The following is an 18,674-nucleotide window of genomic DNA, read 5'->3' on the forward strand; positions in this document are numbered from 1 at the left end:
GGGCCCCTCGTGGTTTTGGGGGCGGGGGGGGGTTTTTTGGTTTTGTCGGCTGAGTCCCTTCCGCCCACCCCGCCCCGCGCGAGCCAGCGGCTCCCGAACCGGTCTTGGGGACTGCGGTGCGGCGCTGATGTACTGGCGGTGCTTCTGGTGCTGGCGGTGCTGGTCCTGCGTGTCGTGCCGGGTGCCGTGGGACTGCGGCTCAGTGGGCCACGGCGCGCGCCATGGAACCGCGGCGCGGTTGCATCGGAACACCGCGGGCGGGTTCCGGTGCGGTCCTGACTCCGGCGGTGGCCGGACGGCCTGCCGGTGCCGGGCTGCGGCGTGGCTGTGCGGCCACGCCGTTCTGGACGTCCATGACCGCGTGCGCCACGAGGCCGCCCATGGGGTCGTGCCTGATCAGGTCCCGCAGCCGGGAGCGGGACGAGCGTCCCTCATTACCCGGATACAGGTGCTTGCCGAGTCCGACCGCATGGGCCAGCGCGGCGAGCGCCGCGGTCCGCGGGTCCGGCGGGACGCCGGTGCGGATCGCGTTGTCCAGCCGGGACCTGATCTCCCGGCTGATCTCCGTGTCCGTCGCTTGGTAGCGAGTCGTCGGAAGCACCCCGCACATCTGGCCGGCCACGGCATGGACCATGCCGCACCTCTCCAGATGCGAGAGGTAGGTCTGGCGAAGTCCCAGTCGGGGTCCGCCAATCCAGTTGACCGCGCGTACGGGTGCTCCGCGCCGGCGAAGCAGTTCCAACGCACAGTCCAGTGTTGGATCTCCAGTCGGCCGTGGTGCCACCACGGCGATACGATCCCCGTCTGGGGCTATCCGTCCGGCCAGCGCCAGCTCCACTAGCTGTGCTCCGGCCAGACCGAGGTCGAGCGACTGCGGCTGTGCGGTGGTACCCGTGGTCGGGTCCAACGCCAGCAGTAGAAGCTCTTCCGGAAGAGTTCTGCGGCTCCTGCCCATCCATGCCTCCCCGCGTGGATGAATGACAGGGTGACCCCTCTCACATTGGTCTGTCGAGAGTGCGTGACCGGAATGTAGTGGAACCAGTAGGTATGTCGTTCTCGTCTACCGCAGGGGTCAAGCCCTCACACAGGACACTGGTACATGGTTCGGACAGCGGTGTCCGGGCGGCGGTTGCAGGGTTGACGGTTCGGTTGGCGCGCGGAGGGCGTGCGCCGCATGGAGGAGGCATCGGTGGCGGGCGAGTCCCCCGACAGGTCGAAGCAGCACGAGTCGTCGGCGTCGTCGGCAGAACCGACGCCGGGGGCCCCGGCGTCGGTTCCGAGTCCGACGCGAGGTGCCGCGTCGAGCTCGACCCCGGCCCCGGCCGACCCCCGGTTGGCGGTGGCCCGCGAGCGTGCGGCCACGGTGCGGGTGGATCAGGCCACGGCGGTGTTCTCCACGAAGGCCTTGGCGGCGACCGAGTCCGGGGAGTCCGCCGAGCCCGGCGAGAAGAGCGCCGAGGGCGACTCCCGGCTGCGGGCGGCCGTGGCCGCGTGGGTGGCGGGGGCGGACGGGGAGGAGTCCCCGGCGGACTGGGAGGCCGGCCGTGACGACCGGGACTCCGACGCCGGGCGCTCCGAGACCTCCGACGTGCCCGCGGACGCCGCTGAACCGGCCGGTGACGCCGAGTCCGGCGGCGAGGGCGGCGCGGCGGCGGCAGGGTCAAAGGCCGACGCCGAGTCCGAGTCCGAGTCCGAGTCCGATGCGGATTCCGACGCCGACGCCGAGTCCGACGCCAACGCCGATGCGGATTCCGACGCCGGAGGCGACCGGGAGCCGGAGGCGTCCGACGAGGCGTCAGCTCCGGACACCGACTCGGTGGAGGAGCGGGACTCCGCGGACTCCGCCTCCGACGAGGCCGCTGTCACCGGCGAGTCCGAGGGCGAGGCCGACTCCGCGTCCGCCACCGGCGGGACTTCTGACGCCGGCGAGTCCGAGGGCGGGGCCGACTCCGCGTCCCCGGCTGGGTCCGCGGCTGACGCCGACTCCGTGTCCGCCACCGGCGGGACTTCCGACGCGGACGAGTCCGAGGGCGGGGCTGACTCCACGTCCGCCGCTGGGTCCGCGGCCGACGCCGACGGCGATGCCGACGCTGGTTCCGTCCCCGACGACGGGCCCAAGTCCCGGTCGGCCGGGGACTCCTCGGACAAGGGTAAGGGCACACCTCCCGGCCCGAAGGGCACCGCGGAGGCCCCCTCGAAGCAGCCCTCGGCGGCGTCCCCTGAGTCCGTCCCGACGGACTCCAAGGCCTCGGCGGACGCCAAGGGCACCACCACCGCCGAACCCCCCGTCGACCAGCCCACCGCCATCTTCAAGGCCCCCCGGCCCCCGGCCGTGGACCAGCCCACCACCATGCTCAAGCTGGGCGGCGCCCCCAAGCCGACCACCGAGCCGACCACCGAACGGCCCCCGGCCAAGCCCGAAGCCGGGCCCGCGGACAAGCCCTCCGGCACCGCCGGAGCCAAGCCCGCCGGAGCCAAGCCCGCCGCAGGCAAGCCCTCCGGCACCGCCGGAGCCAAGCCCGCCGGAGCCAAGCCCGCCGCAGGCAAGCCCTCCGGCACCGCCGGAGCCAAGCCCGCCGGCCCGTCCTGGGCCAAGCCGGGAGACAGGCCCTCCGGCCCCGCCGGAGCCAAGCCCGAGGCCGAGGCCGAGCGGACCAGCAAGTTCGTCGCGCTCAAGTCGCTCGACGAGGCCGCCGCCCCGGCGAAGCCGAAGGGCACGCCCGCTCCGGGCACCGCGAACAGGCCGGAGCCGGCGGCAGCCACCACCGCGCTGCCGCAGGTCGGGCCCGAGCGCACCACCCAGCAGCCGTTGCCGCCGAAGCCGCCGCTGGATCTGCTGGCCGAGCTCACGAACACACCGCCGCCCCCGCAGACCCCGGTCCGCACGATCGTGCGGCGGGTCAAGATCTGGACCCCGCTGGTCCTGTTGCTCGTGGTGATCTTTGCGGTCGTACAGGCCGTACGCCCGCTGCCGACCCCGGGGCTCACGCTCACCGCCGACGAGACGTACACCTTCGAGGGCGGCAGGCTCGATCTGCCCTGGCCGGGCCAGGGACAGTCGGCGATCGAGGTCGAGGGCGTCGGCACCCTCGGCACCGACGGCAAGCAGGCGCCCGCCCCCATCGCGAGCGTCGCCAAGATCATGACGGCGTACGTCATCCTTCAGAAGCACCCGCTGAAGGGGAACGAGGGCGGCCCGCAGATCACCGTCGACCAGCAGGCCGAGGACGAGTCGAAGCTGCCGGACGAGTCGACGGCGGCGATGAGCAAGGGTCAGAAGTTCACGGAGCGCCAGATGCTCCAGATGCTGATGATCCCGTCCGGCAACAACGCCGCGCGGCTGCTCGCCCGCTGGGACTCCGACAACGAGACCTTCGTCGGCAAGATGAACGCCGCGGCGAAGGAACTCGGCATGACGCAGTCGACGTACACGGACCCGAGCGGTCTGGACAAGACGACGGTGAGCACCGCCACCGACCAGCTCAAGCTGGCCAAGGCCGTCATGCAGAACCCGGTCTTCCGCAGCATCGTCGCGATGGCCAGCGCGAAGATCCCCGGCCTCGACAAGCCCATCTACAACAACAACGACCTGCTGGTGGAGCAGGTCGGCGTGATCGGCCTGAAGACCGGCTCGTCGACGCCCGCCGGCGGCAACCTGGTGTGGGCCGCCACCAAGACCGTCGACGGCAAGACGCAGACGGTCTACGGCGCCGTCCTCGGCCAGAACGCGGGCACCGGCAAGGTCTGGGACAGCCTCCAGCTGGCCCTCACCAACAGCCAGAAGCTGATCGACAAGGTCCAGCAGAGCCTGACCTCCGCCATGGTGGTGAAGAAGGGCGACGTCGTCGGCTACGTGGACGACCAGCTCGGCGGCCGGACCCCGGTCGTCGCCACCAAGAACATGAAGGCGGTCGGCTGGCCCGGGCTGAAGACGAAGCTGTCGATCGGCACCGAGAGTGGCAAAACGGTCCCGCACACCGGCACGGCCGGCACGGTCGTCGGCGAGCTGACGGTCGGCGACGGCTCCAGCCACGCCGTGACGATCCCCGTCGCGCTCCGGTCGGACCTCGCCGAGCCCGGCCTCGGCGCCAAGCTGACCCGCGTCAGCTGAACGGCCGTACTGAACGGACGTACGCACCGGTGACGCATCGACGCGCACACCGGTGACGTACGAGCCGTACGGACGAACCCCGCGCGTCCCGCGGAGGAGCCCCACCCGGGCGCTCCCCCGCGGGGTGCGTGCTAGCGTCGCGAGATCGGGGCTGCTCGCGAGCCGCGGGTCCCGGCCGAGAACGGAAAACGGGACTTGGGAGTGCCTTGCAGTGGCGACAGCGGAGCCGACACACGCCGACGACGCCGATCCGGGCCCAGGATCAGGCCCGCGAATACCGCTGCGCGCACCCGAGGCCGGGGGACCTGACGACGGGGCACCCGACGAGACGCCCGAGGCGCCGCCCGGCACCCTCCTGAACCGTCTGCTCCGCCACCCCGTCCTCTTCGTCACCGTCCTCGCCGGTGTCCTGCACGTCGTGTGGTTCTTCACGTTCGCGAACAGCGGCGGCGATCTCGCGGCGCAGGACGCGTGGGCGGAGTTCGTGGGCCGGCACCCGGACTCGGCGTACAACCTCGCCTGGTACGGCGGGATGCACCCGGTGTCGTACAGCGTGGTGTCGCCGTATCTGATGTCGGTGCTCGGCGTCCGTACGACGATGATGATCGCGGGGACCATATCGGCGGCCCTGCTGACGATGATCCTCATCCGCAGCCGGGCCGTGAAGAACCCGCTGTGGCCCGCCCTCGCGGGCGTCTTCGCACTGCTCTGCAACGCCGCCTCGGGCCGGGTGACGTACGGCCTGGGCACGATGTTCGCGCTCGGCGCGGCCGCCGTCGTCTTCTGCTGGCCCTACCGCTGGCGCTACAAACGCTGGGCGAAGGCCCTGTGCGCGGCGCCGCTCGCCGCGCTGGCGACCGCCGCCTCGCCGGTGGCCGGACTGTTCGTGGGCCTGGTCGCGGTCGCCCTGTTCCTCCAGAAGCGCCGCCCCGGCGCGTACGCCCTCGGGATCGCCCCGGCGCTCGTGGTGGCCGTCTCGGCCTGGCTGTTCCCCTTCTCCGGCACCCAGCCGATGACCGTCTACTCGGTCCTGCTGCCCTTCCTCTACGCCGCCCTGGTCTTCTTCCTCGTCCCCAGGGAGTGGAAGACGGTACGGATCACGGCGGCGGTGTACGGCCTGTCCGTCGTCCTCGTCTGGCTGATCAGCTCGCAGATCGGCTCCAACATCACCCGCCTGGCGATGCTGTTCGCGGGCGTCGTGCTGCTGGCGGCGCTGCCCTTCACGGTGCCGAAGTCGCGCAAGTGGTACGCCATCGTCGTCGCCTTCGCCGGGTTCACCGGCTGGATCGGCTTCAAGTCGGTCGACGACATCGTGCACACCACCCCGGCGGCGTCCTGGGCGCGCGAGCTGGCGCCGCTCGTCAACGAGCTCCAGGTGGTGGGCGCCGAGAAGGGCCGCGTGGAAGTGGTCCCGGCCCGCTCCCACCGCGAGGCCTCCGCCCTCGCCCCGTACGTGAACCTCGCCCGCGGCTGGAACCGCCAGGCCGACATGGAGCGCAACCCGCTCTTCTACGACGACACCCTCAACTCCGCCAACTACCACGAGTGGCTGCAGCGCTGGGCCGTCCACTACGTCGTCCTCCCCAAGGGCGAACCGGACGGCGACGGCGGCGAGCGGGAGCGGCAACTGGTCCAGCGGGGCATGCCCTACCTCCGCCAGATCTGGGGCGACGCGAACTGGCAGCTCTTCGCGGTGACCGACCCGGCCCAGCTCGCCGAGCCCAACGCCGTCGTCGACCGCGCCGAGCAGGGCGAGCTGACCATCGAGGTGAAGCAGGCCGGCCGCATCCTCATCCGCGTCCCGTACTCCCCGTGGCTGAGCATCGTCGACGCCAAGGGCAAGAGCGTGAAGGCGCCGCAGGAGACCGAGGCGTCGAAGAACCGCGCGGACGGCACCCCGAAGACGTACGACAACCTCAACGGCTGTCTGATGCCGACGGAGGAGACCGCGGCGGGCGACAAGTGGACTGAGCTGCTGGCCCCGAAGCCGGGCACCTACCGCCTCGCGGCGCCGTACCAGCTCCCCCGGGGAACCCCGTGCCCGGAGGAACTGCGCTGAGCGCGCCGGACGGGCCCCGGGCCACGGGGCTACGGGGCAGCCCCCGCGGCGCTTGAGGGGCGGGGGCCGGAGGCAGCGCCCCGGCTACGGAAGGGGTGGAGGCGGCTAGGTCCCCACGCGCACCCGTACTCCCGCCCGCGCCGTGCTGCCCCGCGACGCCGACGTCACCTCACCGGGAACGCCACATCGCACACCGCGTCCTCCGGCCCCGCCGCGTCCCAGTCCGCGAAGTACACCTCGCGGCAGGGACCGTCGTACGACAGTCCCTGCTCGGCGATCCACGCCTCGACGGCCTCGAAGGCGGCGAGGATCTGGGGGTGGGCGACCTGCGCCTTGGCGATGCGGACGTAGGCGAGTCGCCGAGGCGGCTCGACCCGGACCTTCACCCCCGTGGCCCGCCCCTGCTGCTCCGCCCAGGCCCGTGCGGCAGCCTCGTCGGCGACCGGCACGCACGCCTCCGCCGGCCCGTCGCTCTCCATGCTGACCTCGGCGTAGTACACGACGAAGGACGGCCCGGTGACACCCCCGGCCTGCTTCGCGCCCTCCTCCAGCCGCCCCAGCGAGCCGGAGATCCACACCGGCAGCTCGGGCGCCAGGACGTGCCGCGTCTCGGTCAGCACCACCCGCTCGGGCACCTCGGCGGTCTCGACGACGAACTTTCCGTACATCTCGGAACTCCTCCCCGACAGTCGTCCACGGAGGTAGTCGGCGAGCGCCCGCTGCGAGGCGAACCGCGCCTCGGCACCGTCCCAGTACGCGGCGAGCAGCGCGGCCGCGTCGGAACCCGGCGCCCCCACGACGTCCGCGATCCGCGCCAGCGGCATGTCCAGCTGGCGCAGCAGCGCCACGAGCCGAGCGCGTTCGGCCTGTTCGGCGCGGTAGTAGCGGTAGCCGCTGACCTCGTCGACGTACGCCGGGGTGAGCAACCGCAGCCGGTCGTACAGCCGCAGCGCCTTCGCCGAGAGCCGTGCCCGCGAGGCGAACGCCCCGATGGTGAGCAGTTCCTTGTCCACCACGTCATCCTCCGTCACCGGGCGACTTCCGCCCGGTGAGGAGGACGCTCCCCCTTGCCCCAGGGGCAAGGTCAATCACAGGGTTCAGCCGATCGCCTTCTCGACGGCGGACACCAGCTCCGCGGACTCCGGCTCGGTCTGCGGCGAGAAGCGGCCGACGACCGTGCCGTCCCGCCCGATCAGGAACTTCTCGAAGTTCCAGCGGATGTCGCCGCTGTGCCCCTCGGCGTCCTCGGTGCCCACCAGGCGCTCGTACAGGCCGTGCCGGCCTTCCCCGTTCACCTCGGCCTTCTCGGTCAGCGGGAAGGTCACGCCGTACGTCGCCGAGCAGAACTCGGCGATCTCCTCGGAGGTCCCGGGCTCCTGCCCCATGAACTGGTTGCAGGGCACGCCGAGCACGGTGAAGCCCTGCTCGGCGTACCGCTCCTGCAGCCGCTCGAGACCCGCGTACTGCGGGGTCAGCCCGCACTTGGAGGCCACGTTCACGATGAGGACGGCCTTGCCCTTGTACTGCCCCAGGTCGGCGGAGCCCCCCTGGAGGGACCCGATCTCGATGTCGAGCACAGAGTTGTCAGTAGTCATGAGCGGATGCTAACTCCGCCGGATGACGGGCCCTCGGACACTCACTCGCGCTGCGCTGTGACGAGCACCTCACCGGCAGCCGTCCGCGAGTACAGCACCGACCGGCCGGCCCGCCGCCGCTCCACCAGCCGCGCGTCCAGCAGCACCCGCAGATGCCGCCCGACGGAGCCCAGCCCCTGCCCCGTCACGGCGACCAACTGGCTGGTGGACATGGGGGAGTCGAGGAGCACCAGGACGCCCGCGCGGGCGGGGCCGAGCAGCGCGCCGAGACTCTCGGGTACCGCTTCGGGCCGTACGCCGGCCAGCGCGCCCGCGCACGGGTAGACGACGGCGTACCGGTCGGGCTCCTTCCAGCACACCCACCCGACCTGCGGCGTGACCGGCACGAAGAGCAGCTGGGCCCCGGAGATCTCCCGCGGCGGATACTCGTGGAGATTGACCTGCAGACGGTTCTCGCCGAGCCACCGCGTCCCCGGCCGCAGCGCGTCCAGCGCCGCCGCCCAGCCGCCCTGGCTCAGGTGCGCGGTCCGCGCGACCACATCCGCCTCCAGGATGCGCCGACGCCGGTCCCAGTACGGTCGTACGGCCTCCTCCCACACGTGGGTGAGCAGCTCGGCGGCGCGCCGGGGCAGGTCGTCGCGGTCCACGAGCGGGTCGGGCAGCGGCCCCCGCAGGGAGACGGCGAGGTGGGCGCGCGCGGCGTCCGGTGCCACCTCCCGCACCCGGGCGACCTCCTCCTCGAAGGCCTCGTCGCCGTACGGGGGCGGGGTGAGGAAGTCGGCGGTCCACGACTTCCCGATGCCGGAACGGATCAGCAGCGCGGTGACCGGATCGGCGGCCAGCCGCCGCCGGTACGCGGGCAGGTGGGCCCGCAGCCAGGCGTGCTCACCGGGGTGCGCGGCGACCCCCACGTGCAGCGTCCGCAGGCTCGCGAAGGTCTCGGCGAGCGGCGACAGGACGAAGCGGCTGCCGGCGAGGGTGTCGGCGTTGACCTGCCACCAGCCCATGTCCGTACCCCCGTCGGTCCGCTTGGTTTCGCCTCGGCGCGAAACAATAACGGCCGCTTCGTAAGGGCCCCAAGACTCCGCCCATGCGCACCTACTCGGACCTCTTCCGCACGCGGGAGTTCACCCCGCTGTTCCTGTCCTCCTGCTTCAAGAGCGCGGCCTCGACGGTGAGCGGTCTGGCCCTCGGCACGCTGGTGTACCGGGCGACCGACTCGCCCCTGCTCTCCGCGCTGAGCATGTTCGGGCCGTCGCTGGCGCAGGTCGTGGGCGCGACGACCATGCTGTCGGCGGCGGACCGGGTGGCGCCGCGGGCGACGGTGACGGGCATCGCGCTCGCCTTCGCGCTCGGTACGGCGGCGATGGCGATCCCCGGCCTGCCGGTCTGGACGCTCTTCGTCCTGCTGCTGCTCCTCGGCCTGATCCAGTCGTTCGGCGGCGGCGTCCTGTGGGGTCTGCTCAACGAGATCCTCGCCAAGGAGGGCTATCTGCTGGGGCGTTCGGTCTTCAACATGATGAACGGCGTCGCGCAGATCACGGGGTACGCGACCGGCGGCGTGCTGGTGGCGCTGCTGTCGCCGCGGCTCACCCTGCTCATGGCGGCGGCCCTGTATCTGGTGTCGGCCGTGACCGCCCGCCTGGGCCTGACCCGCCGCGCCCCGCGCGCCTCCGGACGCCCGTCGGTCGCGCAGACCTGGCGTACGAACGCGCGTCTGTGGTCCTCGCCCGAGCGCCGCACCCTCTACCTCCTCCTGTGGATCCCCAACGGCCTGATCGTCGGCTGCGAGTCGCTGTACGTGTCCTATGCGCCGAACCGGGCGGGCGCGCTGTTCGCCTGCGCGGCGTTCGGGATGTTCCTGGGGGACGTGACGACGGGCCGCTTCCTACCGACCCGGGTGCGCGCCCGGCTGGGCATCCCGTTCCTGCTGCTGCTCGCGACGCCGTATCTGGTGTTCGCGCTGCGGCCGGGGGTGGGCGTGGCCGCCGTCTGCGTGGCCGTCGCCTCGATCGGATTCGGGGCGAGCCTGATCCAGCAGGAACGCCTGGTGTCCCTGATCCCCGACGAACTGAGCGGGCATGCCCTGGGGCTGCACACGGCGGGCATGCTCACCATGCAGGGCGTGAGCGCGGCGCTGGCGGGCGGAGTCGCCCAACTCACCTCGCCCGGACCGGCGATGACGGTGATGGCCGCCGTCTCCATCGCTGTGACGCTGACGATGGCACCGTCGCTCCGCCGCCGCCCTGCCGCGTCCCCGGATCGCCAACGCCCGGAGCCGACCGCACCAAGGGAAAGGCAATCAGGGGTGAACACTCCCTGAATTGAGCGAAGTTACGCGACTGGGGTAACAACCACCCCACGGACACCGGAGTCGAAGGAGGTGACCGAAAGCGCACACGAGCGCGCAGAACACGCCAAGGGGTAACCATGTTCAGTCGCCGTACCGCCGCCGCCCTGCCGAAGGCCCTGGCGCTGGCCGCCGTGTGCGCCGCGGTGGCCGTCCCGACGGCACACGCCGCGACGGCACCCGCCCCGACCGCCACCAAGAGCGCGAAGGCGAATGTCGTCGGCCAGAAGCTCTTCTACACGGCGGCCTCCGGTCAGAAGAACAACCTGACCATCTCCTGGGCGCTCGGCGCGACCGACCCCGACTCCACGCTGGCCGACTACATCTACACCTTCGACGACACCGTCACGATCTCCCTCGGCACCGGCTGTGTCCGCCCGGACGCCGGCGACGACACGAAGGCGGTCTGCACGGTCACGGAGCCCAACACCTCGGCATCCGACCTCGACTCCCTGATCGTCGACCTCGGTGACGGCGACGACACCGCGACGGTCAACCCCGACAACAACGGATACGCGCGCATCTACGGCGGAACGGGCAACGACACCCTGACCGGCCACGGCATGGACGTCCTCTACGGCCAGGACGGCAACGACCACCTCTCCGGAGGCGGCGGAGTCTACGACGAGGGCGCGTACGGCGGCGCGGGCGACGACACCCTCACGAAGTGTGCCGCCGAGTGCCACGGAGGCACCGGCAACGACAGCCTGTCGGGCACGAGCACCGGCAACACCCTGTCCGGCGACGACGGCAACGACAAGCTGTACGGCAACGCGGGCCGCGACCTCCTCCAGGGCGGCAAGGGCAACGACACCCTGTACGGCGGCACGAGCGACGACAAGCTGTACGGCAACAGCGGCAACGACGTCCTGCACGGCGGCGCGGGCAACGATTTCCTGTCCGGTGGCCCGGGCAGCGACAAGGTGTACCAGAGCTGAATCGGCTGGATCGGCCGCATGCCGTAGGGCGGCCCATGGCACCCACGGGGGTGCCATGGCCCCCGTTGACACTCTCCGTGTCCGAACGCTAACTTCACGGCGTCGTCGCCACACCAGGAGCACGAGGCTCCATTGGGACTTGCGACGCGAAGGACACACTCCAGTTGACGACTGTGACCGTTTCCGAGATCCAGCACGTCACGACCCAGAAGCCGCCGACTTCCGGCCTCTTCGACGTCCAGCCCTACACCCCGCACTGTCAGGTGATCCAGACCGCGGGCGACCACGCCGTGATCGGTGTCTCGCCGGGGAACAGCTACTTCTCGGCCCGCCGGATCAACGACCTGGCCCGCTGGGGCGTCGAGCACTTCGACCGGGTCGACCTCGTCTATACCGACCTCCATGTGGCCGAGATGTACGAGGCGTTGGGCTATCCGGCCGACGACGCCCGGCGCAAGGCGGTGAAGAACCTGCGGGGCGTACGCGCCAAGGTGACCGCGGCCGCGGAGGCCTTCGGCGGTGGCGCGGGGGGACGGCTCGCCGCGCACGCCATGTCCGACTTCACGGGCAACCGCGCGTACCGGCGCATCCACGACCATATCCGCGAACTCCTCGACACCGACGCGGAGTTCCGGCGGACCTGCGACGCCCTCGTGGACGCCTTCCTCTCCTCGAAGGTCCTCGACGGACGGGAGGGCACCGCGCGGCAGCGTGAGGTGTGCCTGAAGTACGTCTGCGCGGAGGCACCGCTTTTCCTGGACACGCCCGCCATCCTCGGCGTGCCGTCCTCCTTGAACTGCTACCACCAGCTCCTGCCGATGGCCGAGCTGCTGTACGCGCGCGGCTCGGGTCTGCGCGCCTCCCGCAACCAGGGCCACGCGATCGTCACGCCCGCGGACGCGGGCGCGGGCATAGGCATGGGCACGGGTACGGGTACGGGTACGGGTACGGGTACGGAAGGAACCACCGATGGCGACCGCTGAGCATCTGATCGACTTCCCGTTCTCGTGGCGAGGTGATCAACTCCCCTCCGAAGTAGAGGAATTGAGGACCTCGGCCCCGGTGCGCCGGGTGCGGACCATCGCCGGTGACGAGGCCTGGCTGGTGTCGTCGTACGAGCTGTGCAAGCAGGTGCTGGAGGACGCGCGCTTCAGCCTGAAGGACACCTCGGCGCCGGGCGTGCCCCGCCAGTACGCCCTGACGATCCCGCCCGAGGTCGTCAACAACATGGGCAACATCACCGGGGCGGGGCTGCGCAAGGCCGTCCTCAAGGCGCTCAACCCGAAGAGCGAGGGCCTGGCGGACTGGATGCGGTCGTACGCCGCCGAGCTCGTCGACGGTCTGCTGGCCGAGGGCGCTCCGGCGGACCTGCGCGGGGGCTTCGCCGACCCGTACTCGGCCGCGATGCACTGCCACATCCTCGGTATCCCGCAGGAGGACGCGCCCCGGCTGATGCGCAGCCTGGACATCGCGTTCATGAACTCCGCCTGCCCGGTCACGGGCGCGAAGCTCAACTGGGACCGGGACCTCGCGTACATGGCCGCCCGCCTGGACGACCCGTCGACGACGGGCCTGATGTCCGAACTGGCGGCCCTGCGCGAGGACCCGGAGTACGCCCACCTGACCGACGAGATGCTGGCGACGGTGGGGGTGACGATGTTCGGCGCGGGTGTCATCTCGACGTCGGGCTTCCTGACGATGGCGATCGTCTCCCTTCTCCAGCACCCGGAACTGCAGACGGAGTTGCTCGCCCACCGGGACCGGATCCCGGCCGCCGTGGACGAACTCCTGCGCATCAACCTCTCCATCGGCGACGGACTCCCGCGCCTCGCCGTGGAGGACGTACGGCTGGGCGATGTGGAGGTGAAGGCGGGCGAACTGGTCCTGGTCCTCGTCGAGGGCGCCAACTTCGACCCCAAGGAGTTCCCCGACCCGCACCGCGTCGACCTCACCCGCGCCAACAGCACCACCCACCTCTCCTTCGGCGGCGGCCGCCACTACTGCCCCGCCACGGCCCTCGGCAAGAAGCACGCCGAGATCGCCCTGGAGACCCTGCTCGACCGCATGCCCGCCCTCCAACTGGCGGTCCCCGTCGAGCAACTGGTCTGGCGTACCGGCTTCATGAAGCGCATCCCCGAGCGGCTGCCCGCCATGTGGTGAGCCACCGGGACCGGCCGTATCTCGACGGTCCGGCCAGGCGGCCCGGACTTCAACGGTCCGGCCAGGCGGCTCGTACTTCGACGGTCCGGCTGGACCAGACCTCAAGGACCGGACAGGCCAGGACCGCGCGGACGCGGCGGTTGTCGGAGTCGGACGGCGGAAGGCCCAGGCCTTCCGCCGTCCTGGCGTTCGAGCGCCCCCTGGGCCGGCCGTGCTCGGCCGTGGCTGATCACTCGTGTGCCCCCGGGCCCGCAGTGCTCGGCCGTGGCTGATCACTCGCCTCCTGGGTCCCAGGTCATCCGATCCGCACTCTTCCGTTACGACAGACACCCTTGACAGCGTGCGTACTGTTTCGCGACGTTTGAGCCCCGCCGCACAATTCGAGAATCGGTCGTAGACCGTGGAACGAGCGGGTACACGGCGTGGATCAGGGGACAGCCGAAGAAGTGGCAGGACGCGGACAGCGCGTCATGGGGGGAATGGGGGGAGCGGTCACCGATGCGTTCCATGCGTGCCATCCGGTCCGAGGCGGACATCACGATCCACAGACCCGAGGAGCTGAGCAGCTCGTTGCGCGAGGCGTGGCACCAGGCGATGGACGAGTCGCCCGACTACGCCAACCCCTTCCTGGCACCGGAGTTCGCGGCCGGAGTCGGCAGATACCGCGGCAGGGCGCAGGTGGCGGTCCTGCACGAGGGCGGAGAGGCCGTGGGCTTCTTCCCGTACGAGCGCAACGCCTTCGGTGTCGGCCGGGCCATCGGTCTCGGCCTGTCCGACTGCCAGGCCCTCGTGCACCGCCCCGGGGTCACCTGGGACACCCAGGAGCTGCTGCGGGCCTGCGGGCTGTCCGTCTTCGAGTTCGACCACCTGGTCGAGGAGCAGAAGCCTTTCGGCAGCTACGTCACGGGCACGTTCGCCTCACCCGTGCTCGACCTGAAGGGCGGCGACGAGGGCAGCTACGCGGAGTGGCTGCGCGGCGCGTACCCGGGGCTGGCGAAGACGACGCTGAAGAAGGAACGCCGTCTCAGCCGCAACGTGGGCGAGATGCGGTTCGTCTTCGACGAGCGCGACCCGGCCGTGCTGCGCACGCTCATGCGGTGGAAGTCCGCCCAGTACCGCAGGACGGGACGGATGGACCGGTTCGCGCGGCCCTGGATCGTGGACCTGGTGGACCACCTGTTCCACGTCCGCGAGGAGTACTTCACCGGTGTGCTCTCCGTCGTGTACGCCGGCGACCGCCCGGTGGCCGCCCACTTCGGGCCGAGATCGCGCACGGTGTTCGCCGCCTGGTTCACCGCGTACGACCCGGAGTTCCGCTACTACTCGCCCGGCCTGATCATGCACCTCCGGATGGCCGAGGCCGCGGGCCGGCAGGGCGTGCGGCTCATGGACATGGGACGCGGCGACAAGGAGTACAAGGACTGGCTCAAGACCCGCGAACTGCGCGTCGGTGAAGGTTTCGCGACCCGCCCCCACCCGGTGGCGGCGGCACACCGCCTGTGGCGCCGACCGGTCCGCGGCCTACGGAACACGGTCCTTGCCCATCCCACCCTGCGGGACCCGGCCGACCGCCTACTGAAGACGGTCGGCACGTTGCGGTCTTCGGGCCGGGCGCTCTCGGGCGGAAGCGGCGGGGTGTCCTCCGGTGGAACCGGTGGGGTGCTCTCCGGTGGAAGCGGCGGGGCGGGCTCTGGTGGGGTCGGTGGGGTGTCCTCCGGTGGAACCGGTGGGGCGGGCTCCGGTGGGGTCGGTGGGGCGGGCTCCGGTGGAGCGGACCCGCACGCACGCTGAGCAGGTTCGCGTACGCCCGTAGGCCCGTACGCCCGTACGCGCGTACGCCCGTGGGCCCTTGCGCCCGTATGCCCGTATGCCCGTACGGCTGGGTCGGCCCGGGCCTGGCTGGCGCCGGTCGGTGCGCGGGTGGAGTCCAGGCGGCGGAGCGGTGGGCGCCTGGAACTACCGGGCCGCTGCGAGGAGTTAGGGATCCTTGCTGCCTTGCTGCCTTGCTGCCTTGCTGCCTTGCTGTCCTGCTGTCCTGCTGTCCTGCTGTCCTGCTGTCCTGCTGTCCTGCTGTCCTGCTGTCCGGCAGCCCGGTGGCCCCTTCCTCAGCCCTGTGCCAGCTCCGCCACCGGCTGCCACTTCTCCCAGGTCGCCAGACGCTGCTCGTAGTCGGCGCGGGCGATACCCAGCGGCGCCGTACCGAAGAAGCAACGCAGCGGCGGCTCATCGGCATCCACGATTTCCAGTACCGCCGCGGCGGAGGCACGCGGGTCGCCAGGGGTGCCGACGCGCCGGCGGCGCTGCTCCTGCACCTGCTCGTGGAACTCGGCGTACGCCGGCAACTGCTCGGACGTACTGGACGAGGAGCCGGCCCAGTCGGTGGCGAACCCGCCCGGCTCGATCAGCGTGACCTTGATGCCGAACTGCGCCACTTCCTGGGCCAGCGCCTGGCTGATCCCTTCGAGCGCCCACTTCGAGGCGTGGTAGATGCCGACCAGGGGGAACGCGCTGATCCCGCCGATGGAAGAGACCTGGAGAATGTGACCGCTGCCCTGCTCGCGCAGGAACGGCAGTGCCGCCTGGGTGACCCACAGCGCTCCGAACAGGTTGGTCTCCAGCTGCGCGCGGGCCTCCTCCTCGGTGAGTTCCTCGACCATCCCGAAGTGGCCGTAGCCGGCGTTGTTGACCACCACGTCGAGGCGCCCGAACCGCTCGTGCGCCTGCCGTACGGCGGCGAAGTCGGCGTCGCGGTCCGTGACGTCGAGTTGCAGGGGCAGCAGCCGTTCGCCATAGGTCGCGACAAGATCGTCCAAGGTGGACAGATCGCGTGCGGTCGCTGCCACGGAGTCACCGCGTTCCAGCGCCGCGACCGCCCACTCCCGCCCGAAGCCGCGTGAGGCACCGGTGATGAACCAGATCTTCTGTGTCATGGCGTGCTCCTCAGCAATCTCATCGCTCACGTCGCCGCGCTGTCGCGACGCACCTACCAGCGAACACCTTGGAGTGCACTCCAGTACAACTTCACCACTCCGGACGGGGCCGCCCCGGGACAGGGCCGGACCCTGAAGTTTTTGCGTTGCCTTGGTCGGACAGCAGGCCGGCTCGGTGACCGCTCACCTCAGGCACCGCGAGTTTCCATGGCAGCCAGGCATTCCCGTGTTGCCGCGGTCCTCGGGGCGGTCGGCCCGAGGACGCGCGTCTGCAACTCGAGAAGGGCCCGAAGCTCGACGACCGCCTCCTCATGCCTCCCCTGCCCGGCCAGCGCCTGACCGAGCGCGAGCCTGGCGTCTCCTACGAGGTGATGCTCGACCCCGAGCACCCGGCGCTCCGCCTCGATGACCTCACGCAGCTCTGCCTCGGCCTCGTGATGGCGTCCCTGAGCCGCGATCGCCTGTGCCAGTTCGTAGCGGGCGTCGAGTACGTTCACGTGGTCCGTTCTCAGTACCTGTCGTTCGATTGCCAGTACGCTGCGCAACTCTTCCTCCGCTTCCGCGCCCCGACCGAGTTGTGTCACGACCGAGGCGCGGTTGGAGCGGGCCTGCAGGGTGTAGGGATGGTGGGAGCCGAAGACGCGCACGCGGGCTTCGAGCAACTCGTTGAACGTCCATTCGGCTTCCGCGAAGCGACCCTGATAGGCGATCTGTAGAGCCAGGTTGTTATAGGTCATCAGCGTGTACGGATGCTCAGGACCAAGCACCCGGATCCGCGTTCGCAGAAGGTCGCGGTAGCCGGCCTCCGCCTCTGCGTGGCGGCCTCGCTCTCCGACGGAGCGCAGCAGCCAGTGACGTGTGGCAAGCGTCTCCGGGTGGTCGGGCCCCAGCACTCTGAGTTGGTCCCGCAACACATCGCGGCACGCGGTCTCGGCCTCGGCCAGACGCCCCTTCTCCACGAGAAGGTGCGCGGCTTCATGACGTGTGGCCAGCGTGGCGGGGTGATCCGGGCCCAGGACGTCGAGTTGAGCCGTCAGAATGCCGCTCAGCTGGGACTCCGCGTCCGCATGGTGCCCTTGGTACAGAGCGGTGAGGGCTTGTTGATAGCGGAGGCAGAGCACTGCCTCGTGGTCCGGGCCGAGAAGTTCCGCCTGGCGCAGAGCCTGGCGGGTCAGCCCTTCCGGAGCTGACCACGCTCCGCTCCATCTCAACGCTGAGCAAGTGCTCACAACGGCCCATGCGGTGGCGGAAAGTCCCTCGTCGCTCAATGTGGCCGGCGGGAGCGAGAGCAGGGACAGTACGTGCGGCAGCAGCCGCAGCCAGGTGGGCCAGTCCTGGGGGTTGTCCGGTCGCAGTCGGCCGGTAGCAACTCGAAGTGCCCGCGCGGCAGCCGTGGTGACATGAATGTCCAGGTGCTGCCGGCTGGCGGCCGCCACCAACGGGTGCACGACCACACCGGTCACTTCGTCAGTGTCAGGAGTCGCCCCCAACTCGAGCAGGCCCACCGACAGCAACGCCTCCAGACCGCTTCGAACGGACATCTCCGTCGTGCCGAGACTGTCACTCAGCACCTGCGGGTCCAGGAGCGCGGAGGTGATGTCCGCGGAGGGGGCGTAGCAGGAGAGAACCCGCAGCAGCGGCCGGGCTTGCCCTCTGCCCTGGGCCGCCAAGGCGTCCAGGGACAGTTCCCAGGTATGTGTCACTCCCGATCGTGGGTCACCTCCCGAACTCATGAGGCGTGGAAAACGATCGTTGAGCGCCTCCAGATAGACGGTGAAAGTACGCTCTGAGGCAAAGGGCGAGCCCAGATAGACCCCGGCTTGGTGAAGGCCGAGTGGGAGGCTGCCGAGTCGTCGGGACAGTGCCTGGGCCTCTGCCGGAGTACCGGCATGCGGAGCGAGGTCCTGAAGCATCCGAGCGCCGTCGGCAGCGTCCAGACACAGGACCGGTTCAACGACGCCGTGGCGGCCCCAGACGCTTTGGTCCATGATCCGACTGGTCACGACGATCAGGCCGGCTCGCGTCGCACGGAGCCATCCGCTGCCGTCTCCCACGGAGGTGTTGCCAAGGGCCAGAACGGCAGCATCGTCCGCATTGTCGAAGACGAGCAACCATCCTTGCTGCCCCTCCAGGCCTTCCCACAGAACATCGGCCGCATCGCGAACTCCAGCTCGCACCTCCTCCACGTGAGCGGGCGGCGCTCCCAGGGTGAGAGCCAGTCCGAGCAGGGAACCCGACAGCGATCTCCGCTCCGTGGCGGACACCCACCACACCTTTCGCCCCTGCTGCAGTGCGCGATCAGCCAATGCGAGGGCGACTGTCGTCTTTCCCGTGCCTCCTAGACCGGCCAACACCTGAAAGCGGCCGTCAGGTTCGCAGAGGCGGCTGTTCAGCAGTTCCAGCAGCTCATCTCGGCCATGGATCTCTCCCAGACGCCCAGTCGGAGGGCGCAGCGTCTGTGCGATGTGCACCGGGTTGGCGGCCGACGGTGGAGCAGCGTCGGGGTCTCGCGAGGGTGGTTCGCGCCGTGC

At 70.7% G+C, this 18,674-nt stretch carries 13 protein-coding genes; 7 read left to right on the forward strand and 6 right to left on the reverse strand.

The window, feature by feature from the left end:
* Window positions 1-199: 199 nt before the first annotated feature.
* Window positions 200-955: a GPP34 family phosphoprotein gene (locus ACFVXA_RS36490; protein WP_362016557.1), complete on the reverse strand. Its 756-nt coding sequence runs from the start codon at window positions 953-955 to the stop codon at window positions 200-202.
* Between the two features lie 219 nt (window positions 956-1,174).
* Between ACFVXA_RS36490 and ACFVXA_RS36495 the strand changes: the two genes are divergently transcribed.
* Both ACFVXA_RS36495 and ACFVXA_RS36500 read left to right on the forward strand, forming a co-directional pair.
* Entirely contained in the window at window positions 1,175-4,111 is a 2,937-nt protein-coding gene (locus tag ACFVXA_RS36495; RefSeq protein ID WP_390028354.1) for a D-alanyl-D-alanine carboxypeptidase, read from the forward strand.
* A 211-nt stretch (window positions 4,112-4,322) separates the two neighbouring features.
* On the forward strand, window positions 4,323-6,170 hold the full coding sequence (locus ACFVXA_RS36500; RefSeq protein ID WP_390028356.1) for an MFS transporter: 1,848 nt from the start codon (window positions 4,323-4,325) through the stop codon (window positions 6,168-6,170).
* 164 nt (window positions 6,171-6,334) lie between these two features.
* On the opposite strand, the gene ACFVXA_RS36505 is transcribed toward ACFVXA_RS36500, so the two are convergent.
* The 3 genes from ACFVXA_RS36505 to ACFVXA_RS36515 form a co-directional block, all read right to left on the reverse strand.
* Window positions 6,335-7,201, reverse strand: coding sequence for a MerR family transcriptional regulator (locus tag ACFVXA_RS36505; protein WP_390028357.1), 867 nt, complete (start codon window positions 7,199-7,201; stop codon window positions 6,335-6,337).
* A gap of 66 nt (window positions 7,202-7,267) precedes the next feature.
* Window positions 7,268-7,765, reverse strand: a complete 498-nt coding sequence (locus ACFVXA_RS36510) for a glutathione peroxidase (protein WP_362016549.1) — start codon at window positions 7,763-7,765, stop codon at window positions 7,268-7,270.
* A gap of 41 nt (window positions 7,766-7,806) precedes the next feature.
* Entirely contained in the window at window positions 7,807-8,772 is a 966-nt protein-coding gene (locus tag ACFVXA_RS36515) for an ArsR/SmtB family transcription factor (protein ID WP_383737350.1), read from the reverse strand.
* Window positions 8,773-8,855: 83 nt separating this feature from the next.
* Between ACFVXA_RS36515 and ACFVXA_RS36520 the strand changes: the two genes are divergently transcribed.
* The 5 genes from ACFVXA_RS36520 (at window position 8,856) to ACFVXA_RS36540 (ending at window position 15,004) form a co-directional block, all read left to right on the forward strand.
* The gene (locus tag ACFVXA_RS36520; protein ID WP_389937220.1) at window positions 8,856-10,088 is read left to right on the forward strand and encodes an MFS transporter; all 1,233 of its coding nucleotides are present in this window, start codon (window positions 8,856-8,858) and stop codon (window positions 10,086-10,088) included.
* Window positions 10,089-10,195: 107 nt separating this feature from the next.
* Window positions 10,196-11,053 (forward strand): calcium-binding protein, encoded by an 858-nt coding sequence (locus ACFVXA_RS36525; RefSeq protein WP_389756229.1) that lies wholly within the window; start codon window positions 10,196-10,198, stop codon window positions 11,051-11,053.
* 173 nt (window positions 11,054-11,226) lie between these two features.
* Window positions 11,227-12,036 carry a tRNA-dependent cyclodipeptide synthase gene (locus tag ACFVXA_RS36530; RefSeq protein WP_390028390.1) on the forward strand — a complete coding sequence of 270 codons (810 nt, stop codon included), beginning with the start codon at window positions 11,227-11,229 and terminating at the stop codon, window positions 12,034-12,036.
* Entirely contained in the window at window positions 12,023-13,213 is a 1,191-nt protein-coding gene (locus ACFVXA_RS36535) for a cytochrome P450 (RefSeq protein ID WP_390028358.1), read from the forward strand. Before ACFVXA_RS36530 ends, ACFVXA_RS36535 begins: the two co-directional genes overlap by 14 nt.
* A gap of 507 nt (window positions 13,214-13,720) precedes the next feature.
* Complete coding sequence (locus ACFVXA_RS36540; RefSeq protein WP_390028391.1) at window positions 13,721-15,004, forward strand: GNAT family N-acetyltransferase; 1,284 nt, start codon at window positions 13,721-13,723, stop codon at window positions 15,002-15,004.
* 314 nt (window positions 15,005-15,318) lie between these two features.
* On the opposite strand, the gene ACFVXA_RS36545 is transcribed toward ACFVXA_RS36540, so the two are convergent.
* Complete coding sequence (locus ACFVXA_RS36545; protein ID WP_362016539.1) at window positions 15,319-16,143, reverse strand: SDR family oxidoreductase; 825 nt, start codon at window positions 16,141-16,143, stop codon at window positions 15,319-15,321.
* A 188-nt stretch (window positions 16,144-16,331) separates the two neighbouring features.
* Window positions 16,332-18,407, reverse strand: a complete 2,076-nt coding sequence (locus tag ACFVXA_RS36550; protein WP_390028360.1) for a tetratricopeptide repeat protein — start codon at window positions 18,405-18,407, stop codon at window positions 16,332-16,334.
* Window positions 18,408-18,674: the final 267 nt, after the last annotated feature.

It is taken from the genome of Streptomyces sp. NPDC058246, assembly GCF_042881985.1.
GTDB lineage: Bacteria > Actinomycetota > Actinomycetes > Streptomycetales > Streptomycetaceae > Streptomyces.

Bases quoted from the DNA above. Each gene is read 5' to 3' on its own strand.
- ACFVXA_RS36490 (WP_362016557.1), bottom strand. From the start codon at position 955: ATGGGCAGGAGCCGCAGAACTCTTCCGGAAGAGCTTCTACTGCTGGCG.
- ACFVXA_RS36495 (WP_390028354.1), top strand. From the start codon at position 1,175: ATGGAGGAGGCATCGGTGGCGGGCGAGTCCCCCGACAGGTCGAAGCAG.
- ACFVXA_RS36510 (WP_362016549.1), bottom strand. From the start codon at position 7,765: ATGACTACTGACAACTCTGTGCTCGACATCGAGATCGGGTCCCTCCAG.
- ACFVXA_RS36515 (WP_383737350.1), bottom strand. From the start codon at position 8,772: ATGGGCTGGTGGCAGGTCAACGCCGACACCCTCGCCGGCAGCCGCTTC.
- ACFVXA_RS36520 (WP_389937220.1), top strand. From the start codon at position 8,856: ATGCGCACCTACTCGGACCTCTTCCGCACGCGGGAGTTCACCCCGCTG.
- ACFVXA_RS36525 (WP_389756229.1), top strand. From the start codon at position 10,196: ATGTTCAGTCGCCGTACCGCCGCCGCCCTGCCGAAGGCCCTGGCGCTG.
- ACFVXA_RS36535 (WP_390028358.1), top strand. From the start codon at position 12,023: ATGGCGACCGCTGAGCATCTGATCGACTTCCCGTTCTCGTGGCGAGGT.
- ACFVXA_RS36540 (WP_390028391.1), top strand. From the start codon at position 13,721: ATGCGTGCCATCCGGTCCGAGGCGGACATCACGATCCACAGACCCGAG.
- ACFVXA_RS36545 (WP_362016539.1), bottom strand. From the start codon at position 16,143: ATGACACAGAAGATCTGGTTCATCACCGGTGCCTCACGCGGCTTCGGG.